At 70.8% G+C, this 19,181-nt stretch carries 22 protein-coding genes; 9 read left to right on the forward strand and 13 right to left on the reverse strand.

What is annotated here, in order from left to right; genetic code table 11:
- Nucleotides 1-143 precede the first annotated feature (143 nt).
- The 3 genes from E4F61_RS05080 to E4F61_RS05090 all read left to right on the forward strand — a co-directional run bounded on the left by E4F61_RS05080 (nt 144) and on the right by E4F61_RS05090 (nt 3,217).
- Nucleotides 144-701 (forward strand): DUF3228 family protein, encoded by a 558-nt coding sequence (locus tag E4F61_RS05080; RefSeq protein WP_133478590.1) that lies wholly within the window; start codon nt 144-146, stop codon nt 699-701.
- Between the two features lie 136 nt (nt 702-837).
- Nucleotides 838-1,059 (forward strand): hypothetical protein, encoded by a 222-nt coding sequence (locus tag E4F61_RS05085; RefSeq protein WP_133478591.1) that lies wholly within the window; start codon nt 838-840, stop codon nt 1,057-1,059.
- A gap of 214 nt (nt 1,060-1,273) precedes the next feature.
- Nucleotides 1,274-3,217, forward strand: a complete 1,944-nt coding sequence (locus E4F61_RS05090; RefSeq protein ID WP_162301409.1) for an acyltransferase family protein — start codon at nt 1,274-1,276, stop codon at nt 3,215-3,217.
- Between the two features lie 38 nt (nt 3,218-3,255).
- Here the strand turns inward: E4F61_RS05090 and E4F61_RS05095 are convergent, their stop codons facing one another.
- The 6 genes from E4F61_RS05095 to E4F61_RS14770 all read right to left on the reverse strand — a co-directional run bounded on the left by E4F61_RS05095 (nt 3,256) and on the right by E4F61_RS14770 (nt 7,807).
- Nucleotides 3,256-3,603: a hypothetical protein gene (locus E4F61_RS05095; protein WP_133478593.1), complete on the reverse strand. Its 348-nt coding sequence runs from the start codon at nt 3,601-3,603 to the stop codon at nt 3,256-3,258.
- A 78-nt stretch (nt 3,604-3,681) separates the two neighbouring features.
- On the reverse strand, nt 3,682-4,992 hold the full coding sequence (locus E4F61_RS05100) for a PQQ-dependent sugar dehydrogenase (RefSeq protein ID WP_133478594.1): 1,311 nt from the start codon (nt 4,990-4,992) through the stop codon (nt 3,682-3,684).
- Nucleotides 4,989-5,426 carry a DUF2231 domain-containing protein gene (locus E4F61_RS05105; protein ID WP_133478595.1) on the reverse strand — a complete coding sequence of 146 codons (438 nt, stop codon included), beginning with the start codon at nt 5,424-5,426 and terminating at the stop codon, nt 4,989-4,991. The genes E4F61_RS05100 and E4F61_RS05105 overlap by 4 nt, the downstream gene beginning before the upstream one ends.
- 145 nt (nt 5,427-5,571) lie before the next feature.
- Nucleotides 5,572-6,681 carry an NAD(P)/FAD-dependent oxidoreductase gene (locus tag E4F61_RS05110; protein WP_133478596.1) on the reverse strand — a complete coding sequence of 370 codons (1,110 nt, stop codon included), beginning with the start codon at nt 6,679-6,681 and terminating at the stop codon, nt 5,572-5,574.
- 103 nt (nt 6,682-6,784) lie between these two features.
- The gene (locus tag E4F61_RS05115; RefSeq protein ID WP_133478597.1) at nt 6,785-7,627 is read right to left on the reverse strand and encodes a class I SAM-dependent methyltransferase; all 843 of its coding nucleotides are present in this window, start codon (nt 7,625-7,627) and stop codon (nt 6,785-6,787) included.
- A 21-nt stretch (nt 7,628-7,648) separates the two neighbouring features.
- Nucleotides 7,649-7,807, reverse strand: coding sequence for a hypothetical protein (locus E4F61_RS14770; protein WP_202908951.1), 159 nt, complete (start codon nt 7,805-7,807; stop codon nt 7,649-7,651).
- A gap of 124 nt (nt 7,808-7,931) precedes the next feature.
- Between E4F61_RS14770 and E4F61_RS05120 the strand changes: the two genes are divergently transcribed.
- The gene (locus E4F61_RS05120; RefSeq protein WP_133478598.1) at nt 7,932-8,849 is read left to right on the forward strand and encodes a M14 family metallopeptidase; all 918 of its coding nucleotides are present in this window, start codon (nt 7,932-7,934) and stop codon (nt 8,847-8,849) included.
- A gap of 55 nt (nt 8,850-8,904) precedes the next feature.
- On the opposite strand, the gene E4F61_RS05125 is transcribed toward E4F61_RS05120, so the two are convergent.
- Entirely contained in the window at nt 8,905-9,642 is a 738-nt protein-coding gene (locus E4F61_RS05125; RefSeq protein ID WP_133478599.1) for an rRNA pseudouridine synthase, read from the reverse strand.
- A gap of 146 nt (nt 9,643-9,788) precedes the next feature.
- Between E4F61_RS05125 and E4F61_RS05130 the strand changes: the two genes are divergently transcribed.
- From E4F61_RS05130 to E4F61_RS05140, 3 genes are all read left to right on the forward strand, one after another.
- On the forward strand, nt 9,789-10,646 hold the full coding sequence (locus E4F61_RS05130) for a PA4780 family RIO1-like protein kinase (RefSeq protein ID WP_133478600.1): 858 nt from the start codon (nt 9,789-9,791) through the stop codon (nt 10,644-10,646).
- 84 nt (nt 10,647-10,730) lie between these two features.
- Nucleotides 10,731-10,997, forward strand: coding sequence for a glutaredoxin domain-containing protein (locus E4F61_RS05135; RefSeq protein WP_133478601.1), 267 nt, complete (start codon nt 10,731-10,733; stop codon nt 10,995-10,997).
- Between the two features lie 88 nt (nt 10,998-11,085).
- Nucleotides 11,086-11,607 carry a type 1 glutamine amidotransferase domain-containing protein gene (locus E4F61_RS05140; protein WP_133478602.1) on the forward strand — a complete coding sequence of 174 codons (522 nt, stop codon included), beginning with the start codon at nt 11,086-11,088 and terminating at the stop codon, nt 11,605-11,607.
- A 45-nt stretch (nt 11,608-11,652) separates the two neighbouring features.
- Here E4F61_RS05140 and E4F61_RS05145 read toward each other — a convergent pair whose 3' ends face one another.
- A complete protein-coding gene (locus E4F61_RS05145) occupies nt 11,653-12,705 on the reverse strand; it encodes an NAD(P)-dependent alcohol dehydrogenase (protein WP_133478603.1) in 1,053 nt (350 codons plus the stop codon).
- A gap of 97 nt (nt 12,706-12,802) precedes the next feature.
- Complete coding sequence (locus tag E4F61_RS05150) at nt 12,803-13,102, reverse strand: hypothetical protein (protein ID WP_133478604.1); 300 nt, start codon at nt 13,100-13,102, stop codon at nt 12,803-12,805.
- A 333-nt stretch (nt 13,103-13,435) separates the two neighbouring features.
- Here E4F61_RS05150 and E4F61_RS05155 point away from each other — a divergent pair, with 333 nt between their 5' ends.
- Nucleotides 13,436-15,397: a CocE/NonD family hydrolase gene (locus E4F61_RS05155; protein ID WP_133478605.1), complete on the forward strand. Its 1,962-nt coding sequence runs from the start codon at nt 13,436-13,438 to the stop codon at nt 15,395-15,397.
- A gap of 21 nt (nt 15,398-15,418) precedes the next feature.
- Here the strand turns inward: E4F61_RS05155 and E4F61_RS05160 are convergent, their stop codons facing one another.
- The 4 genes from E4F61_RS05160 to E4F61_RS05175 form a co-directional block, all read right to left on the reverse strand.
- Nucleotides 15,419-16,531 carry an alkene reductase gene (locus E4F61_RS05160; RefSeq protein WP_133478606.1) on the reverse strand — a complete coding sequence of 371 codons (1,113 nt, stop codon included), beginning with the start codon at nt 16,529-16,531 and terminating at the stop codon, nt 15,419-15,421.
- Between the two features lie 138 nt (nt 16,532-16,669).
- The gene (locus E4F61_RS05165; protein WP_133478607.1) at nt 16,670-17,224 is read right to left on the reverse strand and encodes a peroxiredoxin; all 555 of its coding nucleotides are present in this window, start codon (nt 17,222-17,224) and stop codon (nt 16,670-16,672) included.
- Nucleotides 17,225-17,329: 105 nt separating this feature from the next.
- Complete coding sequence (locus E4F61_RS05170; RefSeq protein WP_133478608.1) at nt 17,330-17,584, reverse strand: hypothetical protein; 255 nt, start codon at nt 17,582-17,584, stop codon at nt 17,330-17,332.
- An 88-nt stretch (nt 17,585-17,672) separates the two neighbouring features.
- Nucleotides 17,673-18,371 carry an alpha/beta hydrolase gene (locus E4F61_RS05175; protein ID WP_162301410.1) on the reverse strand — a complete coding sequence of 233 codons (699 nt, stop codon included), beginning with the start codon at nt 18,369-18,371 and terminating at the stop codon, nt 17,673-17,675.
- A gap of 108 nt (nt 18,372-18,479) precedes the next feature.
- On the opposite strand from E4F61_RS05175, the gene upp reads away from it, so the two are divergent.
- Complete coding sequence (upp, locus tag E4F61_RS05180; RefSeq protein ID WP_133478610.1) at nt 18,480-19,112, forward strand: uracil phosphoribosyltransferase; 633 nt, start codon at nt 18,480-18,482, stop codon at nt 19,110-19,112.
- The last annotated feature ends 69 nt before the right edge of the window (nt 19,113-19,181 follow it).

Consider the following 19,181-nt stretch of genomic DNA (forward strand, 5'->3'; position numbering starts at 1 on the left):
GCGCAGGTGGCGGGCGCGATGCTGGCGGTCGTCGTGGCGCGCGTGCTCGACGGCGACGGCGTGCGCGCGGACGTCGTTCCGGAACCCTGATCCCGACGGCACGCGCCCGGCACAATGCGCGTTCCGTTCGCCGGCCCGATCGCATGTCCATCGTCCTCACCGACTTCGCCCGTCCGCGGCTGTTCCCGCGCGAGCCGCGCCGCAACACCGTGCAGGACTGCACGCCCGAGGCCTTCGAGCGCCATCTCAACGAGGTCGCGCCCGTCGCGGTGCTGGCGGGCTACGCGCCGTTCTGCAAGCTCCACGTGCACCGGAACTGGACGTCGACCCGCTGCTTGGCCGTGCCGATCACCGAGCAGAACCGCCACCTGCTGCGAACGGGCTACGAGGCGCGTACGCGTGACGAGTTGCCCGTGCTGGTGCGCTGGTTCGAAGGGATCGAGCCCCCGGTCGCGGCCTACCTCATCCCGATCCTCTACAGCCGCGAGCAGCTGGCGAAGGAGGGCACGTCGATCGACGCGGACTGGGGCGTCGTCGGCTGCATGTACACCGCCGAGCCGGTGGAGACGCCGATGGCGCCCATCACGATGATGCGCAACGCACTGGGCGTGGACGAGGGTGGATCGGGCGTCCCGCTCGATCGCGATGCGTACCTGCGCGCGGTCGACTTCTGGAACACGCACGCGAACTGGCGCGGCTAGGCGCCACCAGGCCCGCGCGGCATGGCTGGCCGCTTAACTCGACAGGCGGCCGGCGGCGCCGGCGCGACGTGCGACGCGCATAGTGGCCTCGTCCCGGACCGACCCGCGGTCGAACACGCCGGGACGGGGAGGCGCCATGTCACAACTCCTCCATGCCATCCGCCACGCGCTGCATTCGCGCGGCGACACGCCGCCCGCGCCGGCTCGAAACGTGCCCATCGCCCGCATCGGGTGGCCGCCGCTCAGCGTCCCGTCCGGCTCGCACCGCCGCAGCAGCGACGAGCAGCCCTGGTTCCGCGAGGGACCGGAGGACCCGTGGCGGCGCGACCAGCCGCCCGCCGCCAAGCCCTGGTCCTGACGCGACCGGCGTGAGGCCGTGCTGACGCCGAGCGCCATTGCCGCTTGCCGCGTCGCCTGACGGCTCGTCCTAATCGCCTGTTTCGGGCCGTCCGATGGGCCTCCGCGCGCGCGTGAAAGCTTCAGGGCGCGCCCGCACGGCCGCTTGCGAACTGTGATGGAAGTCGCATGATTCGCATGCGCCCTCATCGCCTTGGACAGCGGCTGGAGTCACCGTGAGATTGCGTACCGACCTTCAGGCCATGCGCGGTTTCGCCGCGCTCATCGTCGTTCTGCAGCACGCGAGCCCGACCCTGCTGCACGCCGGCTATCTGGGCGTCGACATCTTCTTCGTCATTTCCGGCTTCGTGATCACCAACCTGATCGCGCGCGACATGGACGCGGGCACGTTCCGGCTGCGCGACTTCTACTTCCGGCGCGCCAAGCGGCTGCTGCCCGCCGCGTACGCGACGTTCGCGGCGACCACGGTGGCCTCGCTGTTCTTCCTCGACATGCGCGAGTGGCACGACTTCGGCGCGCAGCTGCTGGGTGCGGTCACGTACACGGCCAACTTCGTGCTGCTGGGCCAGACCGGCTATTTCGCCGGCGAGGCCGCCCTGAAGCCGCTGCTGCACGTGTGGTCGCTGTCGGTGGAGGAGCAGTTCTACCTGCTGCTGCCGGCGTCGCTGATCGTCACACCGCGCAAGGCGTGGCTGCCGGTGATGCTGGCCGTCGTCGCGGCGAGCGTCGCGTTCTACCTGGTGCAGATGCAGGTGCGCCCGGACGCCGCGTTCTACCTGCTGCCCACGCGCGCCTGGCAGCTCGGCCTGGGCGTGGTCGCCGCGCTGGTCGCGCGGATGCAGCCCGTGCAGATCATCGCGCGCCTGCTGTTCTGGCCGGCGCTCGCGGCATTGCTGCTGGTGCCGTCGGCGCCGTTGGGCCTGAGCGCCCAGGCCGCGGCGGTGGCGGTCTGCCTGGCCGCGACCGTGGTGGTGCTGCGCGCGCATCCGGGCGCCGACGCGGCGGCGCCGGTCCGGGGGCTGGCGCGGGTGGGCGACTTCTCCTACTCGCTGTACCTCGTGCACTGGCCGATCTTCGCGTTCCTGCACAACGTGTACGCGGGCGACCCGACCCTCGGCGAGCCGTCGGTGCTGGTGCTGGCCTCGGCGACCGCGGGCGCCATCGTCGGCGGCTGGCTGCTGTACCGGCTGGTCGAGCTGCCGACGCGGCGCGCCAACTTCACCTACTCGCATCGCGTGGCCGCCGGCACGCTGCTGACGAGCTTGGTGCTCGCCGCGGCGCCCACCGCGATCTCGGCGGGCATCTCGACGCAGGGCTCCAAGGGACCGAGCGACTTCGCCTGGCTGCGCCGCGACAACCTAGGCTTCGGCAAGGACTGCGAGTTCTACCAGTCCTTCAGTCCGATCCCGAGCTGCCGGAACGCGGCCCGCCCGGACGTCATGGTCTGGGGCGATTCGTACGCGATGCAGCTGGTGCACGCGATCCTCGCCGACCGCCCCGACCTGCACGTGCTGCAGGCCACCAAGAGCTCATGCGGGCCCTACGCGGCCCTCGCGCAGTACCCGGACGATTTCCCCCGCGCGTATGCGCTGAACTGCCTGTCGTTCAACCGTTCGGTGGTCGACTACCTGCGCAAGACGCCGTCGGTGCACACGCTGGTGCTCTCGAGCGCGTACTACGCCTATATCGACCCGTCGCGGCACCTGATCGACAACAGCAACGGCGTGCCGACCGATCGCAAACCGACGCCGCAGATCGCGCTCGACCGCTTGCGCGAGACGATCGAGACCGCGCGGTCGCTCGGCAAGCGCGTCGTCGTGGTGGCGCCCGTGCCGAGCACCGGCTTCGACTTCACCCATTGCGTGGAACGCAAGGCGCGCGGGCGCACGTGGTTCGGTCGCCGCATGGACTGCCGCATCCCGCGCGAGGCCTACGAGGCGAACATGAAGCCCACGCTCGACCTGCTCGCCCAGCTCGAACGCGAGGCGAAGGTGTCGGTGGTGCGCTTCGACGACGCGCTCTGCGACGAAAGCCACTGCGCCACCGAGATGCAGGGCGTGATGCTGTACCGCGACGACGGCCATCTGTCGTACGAGGGCTCGCGCCTCGTCGGGCGCCGGATGCATCTCGCGAACAAGCTCCTCGCCGAGGCCCGCTGAGGCGCGCCGGCGCGTGCGTTGTCGCGTGGACGTCGCCTTCAGCCGTACGTGGCGGCCAGCAGCGAGAGGAAGCCGCCGATCGCGAGCAGCGCGTGCACGATCACCAGCCAGGCGGGCAGCAGACGCTGCCGCCACTTGAACGCGAGGCTCATCACCGCGCCGCCGCCGGCCGCGACCAGGAACAGCACCAGCGCGAGCGTGGCCAGCGGCGGGACCGGGCCGGTGAAGACCGAATAGGCGAGCAGCGTGAGGCCGGATGCGGCGAGCAGACCGTGCAGCATCGCCAGCCACGCGGGCGGGTTGTGCTTCGTCGCGAAGCGGATGCCGGCCATCACGAGGCCACCCAGCGCGGTGAGCAGGAACAGAAGCGTGGCGGTATGCAGCATGTCTCGTCTCCGTTGTGGCCGGGCCGCCCCCGGCGGGCCGGGCGCGACCGGCGTCAGGCCTGCACCCGGGCACCGGGTTCAGCGCGCCGCCGTGACCCGCCAGACCGCGTCGCCCACGTCGTCGGCGACGAGGAGCGCGCCCTCGCGATCCTGCGCCAGGCCGACCGGCGCGCCAAAGAGCTGCTTCTCGTCCTTCGAATGGAAGCCGCCCACGACCGTCTGCGGCTTGCCCGCCGGTCGGCCACCGCGGAAGGGCACGAAGACCACCGCGTAGCCGCTCAGGGGCGAGCGGTCCCAGCTTCCGTGCTCGCTGACGAACACACCGCCCTGGTAGGCGGCGGGCAGCGCATTGCGTTCGGAGAACTGCATGCCGAGCGCGGCGACGTGCGAGCCGAGCGCGTAGTCGGGCACGATCGCGCGGGCGACCAGGTCCGGACGCTGCGGCACGACGCGCATGTCCACGTGGCCGCCGAAGTAGCTGTACGGCCAGCCGTAGAAACCGCCGGGCCGGATCGAGGTGAGGTAATCGGGCACGAGGTCGGCGCCGATCTCGTCGCGCTCGTTGGCGATCGCCCACAGCTGGCCGGTCCACGGATTCCAGCCCAGTCCGGTCGGGTTGCGCACGCCCGACGCGTAGATCCGGCTGCCCGCACTGGCGACGTCGACCTCGAGGATCGCCGCGCGCCGGTACTCGACCTCCAGCCCGTTCTCGCCGATGTTGCTGTTCGAGCCCACGCCCACGTAGAGCTTGCGGCCGTCCGGGCTGGCCAGCAGGGCCTTCGTCCAGTGATGGTTGACGGTATCGGGCAGGTCGGTGAACACCGTGCCCGGCGCGCGCACCGCGCTCTCGCCTACGTGGAACGGGAAGCGCAGGATCGCGTCGGTGTTCGCCACGAACAGCGAATCGCCGAGCAGCTGCACGCCGAACGGCGAGTGCAGCTTCTCGATCAACACGTGTTTCTGCCACTCGCCGGGCGCGCCGGTCGGACGGAGCAGGGTGATGCGGTTGCCGCCCTTCGCGCCCTTGCCCGAATTCGCCTTCACCTTGCCGGCGATCCACTGCTTGGGCGTGGTCAACGCTTCCTCGCCGGGGCCGTTGGACTCGACCACCAGCACGTCGCCGTTGGGCAGTGCGAGCAGCTGGCGCGGATGCTGCAGGCCGCCCGCGATCTTCTCGATACGCAGCCCCGGCGCGACCGTCGGCGCCTGGCCCGGCTTCCAGCCCACGCCCTTCGGTACCTGCATCGGCGGCATCAGGAAATTCTTCGCGGCCGGCAACGGCGGCGAGGCGCCGGACTGCTGGGACGGATCGAGCGAGGCCTTGTCGGCGCAGCCGGCGAGCAGCGTCGCCAACGCCACTGCGAGCGCGCGTCGGAACGTGGTGTTCATGCGCGCTCTCCGAGGCGGGCGCGTTGCGTGGCAGTCAGGACGTAGCCGATGCCGATGAGCGCGACGGTCAGGGCGGACAGCCACTGGCCCGCCGGCACGACGGCATACGCATCCCGGCTGTGGACGAAGGCATTGAAGATCGCCGCGACGATGGCGAGCAGGTTGAGCCAGAAGGCGAGGCGATCGGCGGACGTGGACATCCGGCGACCGGTGAACCACACCTGCGCGAGGTTGACCAGGCGCGGGACGATCGCCGCGAACAGGCCGATCACGATCAGCCACGCCGCCGCCTTCGTCCACATGATCTGCGCGCTGCGCGCGTAGACGATGTCGAAGATGAGCGCGGCGACGAAGCAGCCGAACGGAATCGGATCCAGCAGCGCGAACAGCGCGTTCGCGACCGGGGAGCGGGGTGGGACGTCGGGCGTGCGCATGGCGGCGGCCTGCAGGGGAGACGGGCGTCGCCGCGTGCGTGCGGTCCTGCCTCGCGCGGCGGGCGACGGCGTAACGTAGCCGTCGACGCGTCCATGCCCCGTCAGCGTCGCGTGCACGCCGGGCGAAGGCGTGCATGCGCCGGGATCAGGCGCGCCGCTTGTGGAAGTACACCTGCCCGGCGGCCCAGCGCAGCGGCGGCGAATACAGCAGCAGGTCGAAGGGCCAGTCGAACTGCAGGCGGTCGTAGGCCCATCGGAGCGCCCGTTTGGTGCGGAAGCGCGGTGCGGCGTCGACGGCCATCGCTTCGGGCGGCGGGCCGCCGTCGCGTAGGCGCGCCGCGACCGCGCGTCCCACCGCCCAGCCGTGGTCCCAGGCCGAGTGAATCCCGCCGGCGGTCACCGGCGAGACGATGCCGGCCGCATCGCCGACGAGCACGGCGCCGCCGCGCGCCATGTCCGCCACCGGCCCGCTGCAGGGAATGAGGCCGGCGCGCGTGTGGCCGGGATGGAGGCGGCGCGGCAGCCCGCCCGCCTGGCCCACGCGTAGCAGGAAGGCGTCGATGTCCGGCACGCGCGCGTTCGTCGGGTCGTGCCGGAGCGCGAGACCGGCCTGGATGCCGGTGGGGCTCTGCGCGATCCACCCGATGTAGCCCGGCGCGTAGCGCTTGCTGATGAAGCAGTGCAGTGCGTCCGGTTGCGCGAGCCGCGCGCCCGGGAATTCGTATTCCACGCCGTAGAGGAACTGCCGCACCGAGCCGAGCCCGCAGCGCTGGGCAACGCGTGAGCGCGCACCGTCCGCGCCGACCAGGTAGCGCGTGCGGCCCACGCCGGCGACCTGCCAGCCGCCGTCGACGCGGTCGGCGTCGGTGAAGGCGCAGCCCAGCCGCAGGTCGACACCGTTTTCGCGCAACTGCGCCGCGAGCCAGCGCATGACGGCCGGCGTGTCGGTGGTCAGGAAGTAGTAGCCGGGCGCAGCGAGGGCGACCTGCTGCAGGCTGGGCGCGTACAGCCGCACCTGCTCGATGCGTCGCGTCATCGCGGCCGGCACGCGGTTGAGCAGCGTCTGCTCCGCCGCCTCTTTGACGATGATGCCCGTGGTGTGCAGCTTCTCGCCCGGATCGCGCTTGCGCTCGAGCACGATCACGCGCAGTCCGCGTTGGGCGGCGGCGATCGCGCACGCGGCGCCAGCGAAGCTCGCGCCGACGATCACGAGATCGGCATCGAACGGGTCCGAGAGGTTGGGGTCGGTCGACATGACGCGACGATGCGCGCGCACCGCGAGGCCGCGATGGCGCGTCGGTGAAGCGAGGTTGAAGTCGATGCGGACAAGACGGACGGCGCGCCCGTCGCGGCGTCGATCAGCGACGCACCGCCAGCACGCCGTCGAGGGCGGGTTCCGCCTTGAAGCCCGCCTTCACCAGTCGCTGCGCGACCTCGCGCGGCACGTCGCGGCCGCTGGTCAGGCGGTTCGGCGTGCCCGTGTAGTGGAACAGCCGGGCGCCGTGCCGCGCGACGCGTGCGAGCTGGTCGTAGAACGCCTGCGAATAAAGTTCGCCGGCGATGCCGAAGCGCGGCGGGTCGTGCAGCAGCGCATCGATCGACGCATCGGCGATCGTGGTGATGGCCTGCGACACATCGCCGTGCGTGAGCTCCAGTCGCCCACCGGACGAGGGCGCGTCGGGATCCGGCGACCACGGGTTGAGCGTGCGCAGCCACAGCACGTCCTCGTTCTTCTCGAACGAGCGGATGCGCGCGACACCCGCGTCGAGGCAGCAGGCGGCGAAGTAGCCGAGCCCGCCGCAGGTGTCGAGCACGACTTTCCCGGCGGGTTGCACCAGCGCGACCTTGCGGCGCGCGTCCTCGACGGGCGAGGCCTTCGACGTCGGCAGCATCTTGATGCCGTCGATCTCGAACGTGGGTGCGCCCCATTCGGTCGGCACCAGCTTGATCAGCGAGCCCGCGTACCGCGACACCGGCGCGAACGCCTCGCCGTCCCAGTGATAGACCGTGCGGTCCTTGAGACGTCCGGGGTACGGGTAGGCGACGTCGCGCCAATGCCAGGCGTCGTCGCCCAGCGCCGCGACGCCGGTCGTGCGCCCGAGGTCGAGCGAGCCCGACCAGTCCGGCGCGCGCGCGGCCCGCGCGGCGAGCAGGGCGTCGGCGACGTCGCGGGTCACCAGGGGGCCGGCGTAGTGCGCCATCGACGCGGTCCCGGGCGGGCGTTACTCGGGCTGCTGCGGCGCTGGCGCCGACGCGTCGCCGGTCGACGACGGCGCCTTGTCCGTGCGCGCGTCGCGCTTGCGGGCGGCCTTTTCGTCGTTCTTCTTTTTCTTGGCGATCTCGCGCTGGCGCTTTTCGAAGGAATAGTTGGGCTTGGCCAAGGATGCGGTTCCTGATGGGGAGCGAAGAGGATGGACCCCTCGTGCCGAAGGGCCCGCGAAAGCGGGGGGAGGGCGTGCAACGCGGTGCTAGAGTCGCCCGGCCCGCCTCAACGGAACCGTCGACATGAGCACTGCACCGTATCCGATCGGCACCCCCGGCCGTCCCTGGGGCGAGGCGGAGATCGCCGCATGGCGGGCGACGCAGTCGCCGCGGCGGAGCTACCGGGACGACGTGCTCGCCGTGGTCGACCGGTTGCGCGATCGCTTCGACGTGCAGCCGTACGGCCGGCTCGATTATGACGGCGAAACGTATCCGCTGCTGGCGATACGCCATCGCCGGCAGGACGGGTCGCTGCCGGTGGCGCTGGTGACGGGCGGCGTGCACGGCTACGAGACCAGCGGCGTGCACGGCGCGCTGCAGTTCGTCGAGCGGCACATGGACGACTACGCCGGACGCCTGGACGTGGTGGTGGCCCCGTGCGTGAGCCCGTGGGCCTACGAGCGCATCCATCGCTGGAACTTCGGCGCGGTCGATCCCAACCGTTCGTTCAAGGACCCATGCGCGGCGGAGGAATCGGCCGCGCTGACGCGGCTGGTGGCGCCGTTGCGCGGCCGCGTGCTCGTGCACATCGACCTGCACGAGACCACCGACAGCGACGAGACCGAGTTCCGTCCCGCGCTGGCGGCGCGCGACGGCAAGGACCACGAGCCCGACGCCATCCCGGACGGTTTCTATCTCGTCGACGACAGCGCGAATCCACAGCCCGGTTTCCAGCGCGCGATCATCGACGCGGTCGCGAAGGTCACGCACATCGCGCCGGCCGACGCGCAGGGCCGCATCATCGGCTCGCCGGTGGTGGCGCCGGGGGTCATCGAATATCCGCTGGCCGACCTCGGCCTCTGCGCCGGCATCACCGGCGCGAAATACACCACGACCACCGAGGTCTATCCCGACAGCCCGCGCGCGACGCCGGCCCAGTGCAACGATGCGCAGGTCGCGGCGGTGCGGGCGGCGCTGGATTACGCACTGGCGCATCCCTGAGCCGACCGCCAGTCGGCTGCCGCGCGGCGCGATCGGCGCCCTGCCGGTCAGCCGCCTAGAACTTCTGCCCGACCGGCAGGTAGCGCCACTGGCCGGGCGGCATCGCGCCGTCCGGGCCCTTGCCGATCGGTACCTTGCCGATCCGGAGCCGGCGGATCGACACGGTCTGCAGGCCGACCTGTTCGCACATCCACGGCAGCTGTCCCGTGCGGATGCCCTTGCCCGCGAAGCGCAGCCGCGTCTCGTTCTGCCAGCTGACATTGCAGGGCGGCAGCGGCACGCCCTGGTGGGCCAGGCCGTGCTTGAGCCGCCCCAGGCCGTAAGGCGCGAGCTCGCCGCGCACCTCGACGAGGTATTCGTGCTCGATCTCGTCGGCATCCTCGGTCAGCCGCCGCCAGACGCGACCGTCCTGCGTCAGCACCATCAGCCCGCTCGCACCGGGATCCAGCGGCACCAGCGGCGTCAGCCGTTCGAAATGCCGCTGCAGCAGGCGAACGCCCGAGGGGTCGTCGGCCCAGTGCGTGGCGGGCGTCACCAGCGCGGCGGCCGGGGACGGGCCTTCGATCGCGTCCACGCCGACCGGCTTGTTCAACAGGATGGTTGCCGGCTCGACGGGTTCCAGCCGTGCGGCCGCGTCCAGGCGTACGTCCTCGCAGTCGACAGGGTGCTGCGGCGCCTCGACCACGACGCCGTCGACGGTGACCCAGCCGTTGCGGATGTACTGCTCGGCTTCGAGCGGCGTGCAGCCGGCCAGCTGGGCGACGCGGCGTGCGAGGCGGACGGTTTCGGACATCGGTCGGGCCGCGGAATGGGGCGGCGAGTGTAACGGCCGCGGCGGAAGCCACGCGTGGCGGGGTGGCGCCGGTCAGGTTACGGCGGCCGTTTCCTGCAACACTGGCGCCCCGTCGCGCCGGATCGCGCGACTTCTCCCCGGATTACGTGAAGACACCCCCGAGCCTGCAGGCGCTGATCGACGACGGCGTCATCGACGAGGTATTGCGGCCGCTCAAGAGCGGCAAGGAAGCGGCGGTCTACGTCGTGCGCAGCGGCGAGGACGTGCGTTGCGCGAAGGTCTACAAGGACATGGCGCAGCGCAGCTTCAAGCAGCGCGTGCAGTACCAGGAAGGCCGCAAGGTCCGCGGCAGCCGCGAGGCCCGTGCCGTCGGCAAGGCGAGCAAGTACGGCCGACGCCAGCAGGAGACGGCCTGGAAGAACACCGAGGTCGACGCGCTCTACCAGCTGCGCGAGGCGGGGGTGCGCGTGCCCGAGCCGCACGGTTACTTCCACGGCGTGCTGGTGATGGAGCTGGTGACCGACGCGGAGGGGTTCTCGGCGCCGCGCCTGGGCGAGGTCGAGCTCACCGGGGCGCAGGCACGCGACTTCCATGGCGTGCTGGTCCGCCAGGTGGTGCGCATGCTCTGCTGCGGCCTGATCCACGGCGACCTGTCCGAATACAACGTGCTGGTCGGGCCCGACGGCCCGGTGGTGATCGATTTCCCGCAGGTGGTGAGCGCCGGGGGCAACAATGCCGCGCGCACGATGCTGCTGCGCGACGTCAACAACCTCACCGCGAGCCTCGGCCGCTGGGCGCCCGAGCTGTTGGACACCTGGTACGGCGAGGAGATGTGGGCGCTGTTCGAGGCCGGTGCGCTGATGCCCGACACCGCGCTCACCGGGACGTTCGTGCACGACACCCGCACGGTCGACCTCGATGGCGTGCGCGAGGCGATCAACGACGCGCGCGAGCTCGCGCTCATCCGGCAGCAGGGCCGCGAGGCGCGCGACGAGGAGGATTGACGCGGCCGCGGCCTCCTCGGCCCGTCATTGACCTTCCCGTCGCGCGGCGGCCGCGAGCATCCGGCCTTCCCAAGGAGGACCGGCATGCAGAACGCTCACGCCCACGCGTCCAACCGCGCCACGCTGTACCGGATGGTGCTCCCCGACCACGTCTGCCCGTTCGGGCTGAAGGCGCTCGACCTGCTCACCCGCAACGGCTTCGACGTCGACGATCGCCTGCTGACCTCGCGCGAAGCGACCGATGCGTTCAAGCGCGAGCACGGCCTGACGACCACGCCGCTGGTGTTCATCGGCGACCGGCGCGTGGGCGGCGCGGACGAGCTGGAGCGCTGGCTCGCGCAGCGGCACTGACGTACCGCTGCCACGGCACTGGGCGCGATTCACCGCAAGTCGACCGGTCTGCGCCTAACGTCGCGGGTTTCCGCAGGGAGCAGCCAGCATGGCCAAGCGCATCGCGATTCTCGCCACCGACGGCTTCGAGCAGTCCGAGCTCACCGGTCCTCGTGACGGACTGAAAGCCGCCGGTTTCGACGTGCAGGTGATCTCGCCCAAGGGCGGCGAGATCAAGGGTTGGAAGCACACCGACTGGGGCGACGCCGTTCCGGTCGATCTCGAACTGTCGAAGGCGAACGCGGACGATTACGACGCGCTCGTCCTGCCGGGCGGGCAGATGAACCCGGACTCGCTGCGGATGCAGCCGGCGGCGGGGGATTTCGTGCGCGCGTTCGCCGACGGCGGCAAGACCGTCGCCGCGATCTGCCACGGCCCGTGGCTGCTGGTGGAGTCGGGCGTGGCGAAGGGCCGCGAGGTCACGTCGTGGCCGTCGGTGAAGACCGACCTGGTGAACGCCGGCGCCAAGTGGACGGATGCGCCCGTCGTCGTCGACGGCAACATCATCACCAGCCGCAAGCCGGACGACATCCCGGCGTTTACCGACGCGGTCATCAAGGCACTGCAGTGACGCCTACCGCCGCCGCGGGCGTCCCGCGGCGGCGGGGGTAGCGGATCACTTCGCGAGCGACGCGATGTCGATGACGAAGCGGTACTTCACGTCGCTGCGAAGCATGCGCTCGTAGGCCTCGTTGATCGCCTGCGCAGGGATCATCTCGATGTCAGACACGATGCCGTGCTCGGCGCAGAAATCGAGCATCTCCTGCGTTTCGCGGATGCCGCCGATGAGCGAGCCCGCGATCGAGCGGCGCCCGAAGATCAGCACGCCGATGTTCGGACTCGGGTGCGGATGCTCCGGCACGCCCACCAGGCACAGGGTGCCGTCGCGCTTGAGTAGCGTGGTGAACGCATCGAGCTCATGGCTCGCGGCCACCGTGTCGAGGATGAAGTCGAAGCTGCCCGCGTGCGCGGCCATCGCGTCGGCGTCGCGCGACACGACCACTTCGTCCGCACCAAGATGGTGCGCGTCCTGGCGCTTGCTTTCGGATGTGGTGAACGCAACCACGTGCGCGCCCATCGCATGCGTCAGCTTGATGCCCATGTGCCCGAGGCCGCCGATGCCGACGATGCCGACCTTCTTGCCCGGGCCGACGTTCCAGTGGCGCAGCGGCGAGTAGGTGGTGATGCCGGCGCAGAGCAGCGGGGCGACCGCGGCGAGTTGGCCCGCGTCGTGCCGGATGCGCAGCACGAAGCGCTCGTCCACCACGATGCGCTGCGAGTAGCCGCCCAGCGTGTGCCCCGGCGGATCCTGCGTCGCGCCGTTGTAGGTGCCGGTGAATCCGTTGGTGCAGTACTGCTCGAGGCCTTCGTCGCAGGCGGCGCAGTGCTGGCAGCTGTCGACCATGCAGCCCACGCCGACGGTGTCGCCGACCTTGAACCCGGTCACCTGCGCGCCCACCGCGCTGACGTGGCCGACGATTTCGTGGCCCGGCACGCACGGATAACGCGTGCCCGACCATTCCGACTTCACCGTGTGCAGGTCCGAGTGGCAGACGCCGCAGTAGGCGATCTCGATCTGCACGTCGCGCGGGCCGGGCGCGCGCCGGTCGATGTCGAGCGGGACCAGCGGCTGGTCGGCGGCGTGGGCGCCAAAGGCATGGGTCGGCATGTCGGGCTCCTGTCGGATGAACCCGGCAGCGTACGCCCGTCGTCGCAAGCCCGGCGTGCAGCGTGCGCGCCGGTGCATTCCATCCGCGGCGGACGGATCAGCGCGGCGGCGGCTGCGTCTCGTCCGACTGGTCGGACGTGCCCGAGTCGGAACCGCCGAGGTTCGCGCGACCGGTCAGCGTCGAGGCGCCGGACGAGCTGCTGCGGCCGCGAACGTCGTCAGACGTGCCGATCGAGCCGTAGGCGCCGACGGCCTTGGTGCCGGCGGCGGAGGTCGCCGCGTTGCCGGCAACCGGGTTGGACGTGGTGACCGCGTTCGCGGAGCCGTCGCCGGTCGTGGCGCAGGCGGCGAGGGCGAAGGACATCGCGGCGATCGGAACGAGGCGATGGAGGTTCATGCGGACTCCTGCGGCGCTGCCGCGGACGGGGGCGCCGCCACGGCGCCGTCGTGCCGACGCTAAGACCGACGGCATGAGCGGCGAGCGAAGCGCCGAGAAACCCACAGCGGCTGTGGACAAGTGTGGGGATGGGCATCCGCGGAGCACGTTCCACGGCAACGGCCGCTAGGGATCGCGCCGTCATGGCGAGAATTTCGCCATGCGACGCACGCGCACCGGCATGCCGATCCGGGCGACGAAGTCAATCGCGGCATGGCGACAAGACGGATGGCCTGGCGCCCGTGTGCACCGCACAAGCGGCCTTAAGCTCGCCGCCTGCGCCCGGAGACCGACATGCCCCAGCCCCACGTCCGCCTTGCCGTCGCCCTGCTTCCGCTCGCGCTCGCCCTCGCCGCGCACGCGGGGCCCGGCGCGAAATACCCCGCCTATCCGAGCGAGACGCCGGCGACGTTCAAGTCGGTGGTCGAGCGCAACGAGTTCGAGCGGCGCGAGGTGATGATTGCCATGCGCGACGGGGTGCGGCTGCACACGGTCATCCTCGTGCCCAAGGGCGCGCGGCGCGCAGGCATCCTGCTGACGCGCACGCCGTACGACGCGGACGCACTGACCACGCATCGGCAGAGCCCGAGGCTCGGCCCGTCGCTTCAGGGCTACGACAACGCGACCGACGTGATCGTCGAGGAAGGCTACATCCGCGTGGTGCAGGACGTGCGCGGCAAGTTCGGCTCCGAAGGCGATTACGTCATGAACCGGCCCCTGCACGGCCCGCAGAACCCGACGCGCGTCGACGACGCGACCGATACTTGGGACACCATCGACTGGCTCGTGAAGCACGTGCCGGAGTCGAACGGGAAGGTCGGCACCATCGGCATCTCCTACGACGGCTTCGAGCCGCTGATGTCGCTGGTCGATCCGCATCCGGCGCTCAAGGTCGCGGTGCCGATGAACCCCATGGTCGATGGTTGGATGGGCGACGACTGGTTCCACCACGGCGCATTCCGGCAGGAGATGATCCCGTACATCTATGAGCAGGAAGCCAGCCGCAAGAACGAGCACAAGTTCGCGAGCGGGTACCGCGACAACTACGACTTCTTCCTGCGCTACGGCAGCGCGGGCGCGCTCGGCAACGCGTTCGGCATGCAGCAGCTCGGCTTCTGGCGCAAGCTGCTCGCGCATCCGGCCTACGACGCGTTCTGGAGCGACCAGGCCGTTGACCGCGTGCTCGCCGACCGGCCGCTCAAGGTGCCGACGCTGCTGGTGCATTCGCTCTGGGACCAGGAGGACATTTACGGCGCGCCGGCGGTGTGGCGCGCGCTGCGCGATAAGGACCCGGGCGGCACGATGCTGCACATGGTCATGGGCCCGTGGCACCACGGGCAGTCGATCGGCGAGGGCAGCCGGCTCGGCGCGATCGCCTTCGGCAGCGATACGTCGAAGTACTCCCGCCAGACCCTCCTCAAGCCGTTCCTCGCGCAGTACCTGAAGGACGACGCGCCGGCCGCCAACCTTCCGCCCGTGATCGCCTACCAGACCGGCACCGATCGCTGGCAGTCGTTGCAGGGCTGGCCCGTCGCCTGCGCGCAGGGGTGCGCGAGCGGCGAGCGTGCGCTGTACCTGCAACCCGGTCACCGACTCGGGTTCGAGGCGCCCGCATCCGGCGATGCCTTCGACGAGTACGTCTCCGATCCGGCGCACCCCGTGCCCTACCGCGCGCGACCGAACCTCTCGAGTGACGAAGACCACGATGGCTGGAAGACCTGGCTGGTCAGCGACCAGCGCGAGGCTGCGAGCCGTCCCGACGTGCTGACCTACGTGACCGACCCGCTCACCGCACCGCTCGCGATCGCCGGCGCGCCGCGCGTCAACCTCGTGGCGTCGACGTCGGGCACCGACAGCGACTGGGTGGTCAAGCTGATCGACGTGTATCCGGACGAAGTGGCCGACCGCCCGGAACTCGGCGGTTACCAGCTGCCGGTGTCGATGGACATCATGCGCGGCCGCTACCGCGAGAGCTGGTCGCAGCCGAAGGCGTTGGACGCTAGCAAGCCGCTGGTCTACCGGTTCGACCTGCCGAACGCGAACCACGTGTTCCTGCCGGGCCACCGCGTGATGGTGCAGGTGCAGTCCAGCTGGTTCCCGCTGTACGACCGCAACCCGCAGACGTTCGTCGACAACATCATGCTGGCGTCGCCGGCGGCGTACAGACCGGCGACGCAGCGCGTCTACCACGCGGGCACGGACGCGAGCTTCATCGCATTGCCCGTCGTCGACGCGGGCGCGACCGCGAGCCGCTGATCGCCGCGACGATGCGGCCCGTCAGCGGGCCGCGTCGTCCAGCATCGGATAGTCGATGTAGCCCTCCGCGCCACCGCCGTAGAACGTCTCGCGGTGCGGCGTATTGAGCGGTGCATGCTCGCGGAATCGGCGCACGAGGTCGGGATTGGCGAGGAACGGCACGCCGAAGGCCACGGCGTCGGCACGGCCTTCGCGGATCGCCGCCTCGGCCATCTCGCGGTCGTAGCCGTTGTTGACGATCCACGCACCGCGGAACTTCGCGCGCAGCGCGGCGTAGTCGAACGGCTGCGGCTCGCGCGGGCCACCCGTCGCCCCTTCGATCACGTGGATGTACGCGAGGCCGAGCGCATCGAGGCGCTCGACGGCACGCTCGAACAGCGGTTGCGGGTTCGAGTCGTGCGCGCCGTTCGACGGCGTGACCGGTGCGATCCTGGCGCCCACGCGGTCGGCGCCGATCGCGGCGACGCAGGCCTCGGCCACTTCGTGCAGGAAGCGCGTGCGGTTCTCGATGCTGCCGCCATATTCGTCCTCGCGATGGTTGCTTCCATCGCGGAGGAACTGGTCGATCAGGTAGCCGTTCGCGGCGTGGATCTCTATGCCGTCGAAGCCGGCCTCGATCGCATTGCGGGCGGCCTGTGCGAAGTCACGGACGATGTCGGGGATCTCGTCGAGGCGAAGCGCCCGCGGCATCGATACGTCGACGTAGCCTTCCGGGGCGAACGTCTTGGTCTCGGCGCGGATCGCGCTCGGCGCCACCGGCACTTCGCCCGGCGGCAGCAGCGACACGTGCGACACGCGCCCCACGTGCCAGAGCTGCACGACGATGCGCCCGCCGCGGCGGTGCACCTCGTCGGTGACGCGCCGCCAGCCCTGCACCTGCGCGTCCGTGTAGATGCCCGGCGTGGAGATGTAGCCCTGCGCAAGCACGTTGACCTGCGTCGCTTCCGTCACGATCAGGCCGGCGGTGGCGCGCTGCCCGTAGTACTCGGCGGCCATCGGCGAGGGCACGAGCCCTTCGCCGGCGCGGCTGCGCGTGAGCGGCGCCATCACCATGCGATTGGCGCAGTCGATCGCGCCGATGCGGATCGGGTCGTACAGCGACGGTGCGTCGCGGGTGTCGTGAGAAGCGCTCATGCGGATGGCTGCCGTGTCGGAACGGCCGACAGCATGCGCCGCAGGATGTTCGCCACGGCTCGTCGTCGCGTGCACGCAGCGTTCCGCGGGCGACGGCGACGAAGCGGCGGCGGACCATGACGGCCGCCGCCGTGACGGTTACTTGCGCGGCGTCGCCTTCGTCGCGGCCACCGCGTCGAGCATGTGCTGCACGTGCTGCTTCGGGTCGAGATCCGAGTACGCGGCGACGATGCGGCCGTCGGTCGACACGACGTAGGACGTGCGGTTCGACCAGCCGGGCTTCATGGCCAGCGTCGCGTCGTAGCGCTTGGCGATCTGTGCGCCCGGATCGGCCGCGACGGCGAACCGGCCGCCGCAGTGCTCGGTCTCGCGCGAGAAATCGGCCAGCTGGTCGATGTTGCCGGCGCTCAGGCCGATGACCGTGGCGCCCTGCGCCTTGAACTTCTCGATCGCTTCCGAGAACAGGTGCGCCTCGAGGTTGCAGCCCGGCGTGTGCGCGGCGGGGAAGAAGTAGACGACGACCGGCCCCTTCGTGCGCGCCTGTGCGAGATCGAACGTGAAGGGTTTGCCCGCGAGGTAGGCCTTGGCCTTGAAATCCGGCGCGGCGTCGCCCGGCTTGAGTGCGGCGAGCGCCGGCAGTGCGAATGCGAACGTGGCGGCGAGGGCAAGCAGGCGGCGGTGCAGTCGGTTCATGGGAGGGCCCCGGTGTGGACGCGCCCGTTATACGCGATGGGGCGGCGACCGGATGCGCGCCGTCCAGGCATCGCTCATCGAGCGTGTGCGCGGCGGGCGAAGCGACTACTGGATGTCGGTGATCGGCGCGACCCAGTCGCTCACGCAGTCGAGCACGGCGCGCGCGTCATCGCCGTGGGCGACGCAATAGCCGCGCAGGCCGAGCGCCAGTACGAACTCCCCGCTCAGGCAGGTCATGTCGAGCTCCGCGTCGCCGAGCTCGTTGAGGCGGCCATGATGGTCCGGCGGAAAACTGCCGTGCAGATCCACCGGCAGCACCACGGTGGCGCCGTCTTCCCGCGAGAACACCTTGACCCGCATCGCGCGCCGCACCTTATGTTGAGGGCGCGTGAAGGTTGGCGGTCGCGTCGCACATTGGCAAGCGACATTTCGGCACAGGTCCCGATTGTCAACTGAGCTGTTCAGGTTTGTCAGCGCCGATGCGGCCGCTCAACCATCCCGCGGCGATGTCCTCCATCTCAGGGCCCAGCGCGTGGCCGCCCGCAATCAGGTGCGTTTCGTGCGATATGCCGAGGGCCGCCAAGCGGTCGTCCCCCTCGCGCGCAAGCGACACCGGCAGCACCTCGTCCTCGCGGCCGTGGACGACGAGCGCCTGCAGGCGTTGCAGTCGCGCGTCCTGCGCAACCAGAGGGTCCACTTCCGGCAGTAGCCGACCCGACAGCATGGCGAACCCGGCGACGGACTGCGGCGCCGTCATCGCGGCCGCCGCGGCAAGGATGCCGCCCTGGCTGAAGCCGCCGACCCAGGTACGTTCCGGCGTCACATCGTGGTGCGCCTGCAACTGCCCGACGAACTCGACCAGCCGCGCGAGCGCCTCGAGCATCTCCTCCTCGACGATCTGCGGGCCGTCCTCGCTGAAGCCGACGCGGTACCAGCCCCATTTGCCGCCGCTGATCGAGCGGTGCCCGCGCGGCAGCACGACCACCGTGCCCGCGGGCGCGCGCGCACCGAGACGCTCGAGCTGTCGTTCGTCGCCGCCGACGCCGTGCAGCAGCACGAGCAGCGCGCGCGGCCGCTCGGAGACCGGCTCGAGTCGGCGGAAGGCGAAGGCGTAGTCGTCGGCCTGGATCAGATCGTCGTCGGTCATGGGCGTCTCCGGGTGGCGGTCAGTGTCGGCCGGGAGCGGTGAAGCGCGGGCGTCGCGAACCCGCCGCCGCTCGGCCACACTGTCCCGATCCCGCAGGCAGCCATGCACATGAAGATCACCGTCGTCGGACATCCGCTCGTCCAGCACAAGCTCGGCCTGATGCGCCGCGCCGATCTCAGCACCAAGGAGTTCCGCGACCTCGCGTCGGAGGTCGCCACGCTGCTGACCTACGAGGCCACCGCCGACCTGCCGACGGAAGAGGTCGACGTGGACGGCTGGGCCGGACCGGTGCGGGTGCGGCGCATCAAGGGGCGCAAGGTCACTCTGGTGCCGATCCTGCGTGCCGGGCTCGGCATGCTGCCGGGGGTGCTGGAGCTCGTTCCCGCGGCGAAGGTGGGCGTGGTGGGATTGCAGCGCGACGAGGCCACGCTCGGCGCGGTGGGCTACTACGAAAAGCTGGTCGGCGGCATGGCCGACCGCATCGCGCTGATCCTCGACCCGATGCTCGCGACCGGCGGCACGCTCATCGCGACCATCGACGTGCTCAAGGCGGCCGGCGCCACGCGCATCAAGGCGCTGTGCCTGGTGGCCGCGCCGGAAGGCCTGCGCGCCGTGGAAGCGAAGCATCCGGACGTCGAGATCGTGGTGGCGTCGGTCGACGAGCGCCTCAACGAGCACGGCTACATCCTGCCGGGGCTGGGCGACGCGGGCGACCGGATCTTCGGTACGCGCGTTCGCTGAGCCGAGCGCGACCGGCCGCGGGCCGCGCGTGAACGCGGTCACGATCGACCCGCGCGACCGGGACTTTCG

The organism is Cognatilysobacter segetis, from assembly GCF_004359965.1.
Classification (GTDB): Bacteria; Pseudomonadota; Gammaproteobacteria; order Xanthomonadales; family Xanthomonadaceae; genus Cognatilysobacter; species Cognatilysobacter segetis.

Excerpts from the sequence above, each read along its gene's own strand:
- E4F61_RS05135 (WP_133478601.1), top strand. The coding sequence starts at position 10,731 with ATGCAGAACGCTCACGCCCACGCGTCCAACCGCGCCACGCTGTACCGG.
- E4F61_RS05110 (WP_133478596.1), bottom strand. The coding sequence starts at position 6,681 with ATGTCGACCGACCCCAACCTCTCGGACCCGTTCGATGCCGATCTCGTG.
- E4F61_RS05105 (WP_133478595.1), bottom strand. The coding sequence starts at position 5,426 with ATGCGCACGCCCGACGTCCCACCCCGCTCCCCGGTCGCGAACGCGCTG.
- E4F61_RS05155 (WP_133478605.1), top strand. The coding sequence starts at position 13,436 with ATGCCCCAGCCCCACGTCCGCCTTGCCGTCGCCCTGCTTCCGCTCGCG.
- E4F61_RS05140 (WP_133478602.1), top strand. The coding sequence starts at position 11,086 with ATGGCCAAGCGCATCGCGATTCTCGCCACCGACGGCTTCGAGCAGTCC.
- E4F61_RS05115 (WP_133478597.1), bottom strand. The coding sequence starts at position 7,627 with ATGGCGCACTACGCCGGCCCCCTGGTGACCCGCGACGTCGCCGACGCC.
- E4F61_RS05150 (WP_133478604.1), bottom strand. The coding sequence starts at position 13,102 with ATGAACCTCCATCGCCTCGTTCCGATCGCCGCGATGTCCTTCGCCCTC.
- E4F61_RS05145 (WP_133478603.1), bottom strand. The coding sequence starts at position 12,705 with ATGCCGACCCATGCCTTTGGCGCCCACGCCGCCGACCAGCCGCTGGTC.
- upp (WP_133478610.1), top strand. The coding sequence starts at position 18,480 with ATGAAGATCACCGTCGTCGGACATCCGCTCGTCCAGCACAAGCTCGGC.
- E4F61_RS05095 (WP_133478593.1), bottom strand. The coding sequence starts at position 3,603 with ATGCTGCATACCGCCACGCTTCTGTTCCTGCTCACCGCGCTGGGTGGC.
- E4F61_RS05160 (WP_133478606.1), bottom strand. The coding sequence starts at position 16,531 with ATGAGCGCTTCTCACGACACCCGCGACGCACCGTCGCTGTACGACCCG.
- E4F61_RS05100 (WP_133478594.1), bottom strand. The coding sequence starts at position 4,992 with ATGAACACCACGTTCCGACGCGCGCTCGCAGTGGCGTTGGCGACGCTG.
- E4F61_RS05165 (WP_133478607.1), bottom strand. The coding sequence starts at position 17,224 with ATGAACCGACTGCACCGCCGCCTGCTTGCCCTCGCCGCCACGTTCGCA.
- E4F61_RS05085 (WP_133478591.1), top strand. The coding sequence starts at position 838 with ATGTCACAACTCCTCCATGCCATCCGCCACGCGCTGCATTCGCGCGGC.
- E4F61_RS05175 (WP_162301410.1), bottom strand. The coding sequence starts at position 18,371 with ATGACCGACGACGATCTGATCCAGGCCGACGACTACGCCTTCGCCTTC.
- E4F61_RS05080 (WP_133478590.1), top strand. The coding sequence starts at position 144 with ATGTCCATCGTCCTCACCGACTTCGCCCGTCCGCGGCTGTTCCCGCGC.
- E4F61_RS05170 (WP_133478608.1), bottom strand. The coding sequence starts at position 17,584 with ATGCGGGTCAAGGTGTTCTCGCGGGAAGACGGCGCCACCGTGGTGCTG.
- E4F61_RS05120 (WP_133478598.1), top strand. The coding sequence starts at position 7,932 with ATGAGCACTGCACCGTATCCGATCGGCACCCCCGGCCGTCCCTGGGGC.
- E4F61_RS05125 (WP_133478599.1), bottom strand. The coding sequence starts at position 9,642 with ATGTCCGAAACCGTCCGCCTCGCACGCCGCGTCGCCCAGCTGGCCGGC.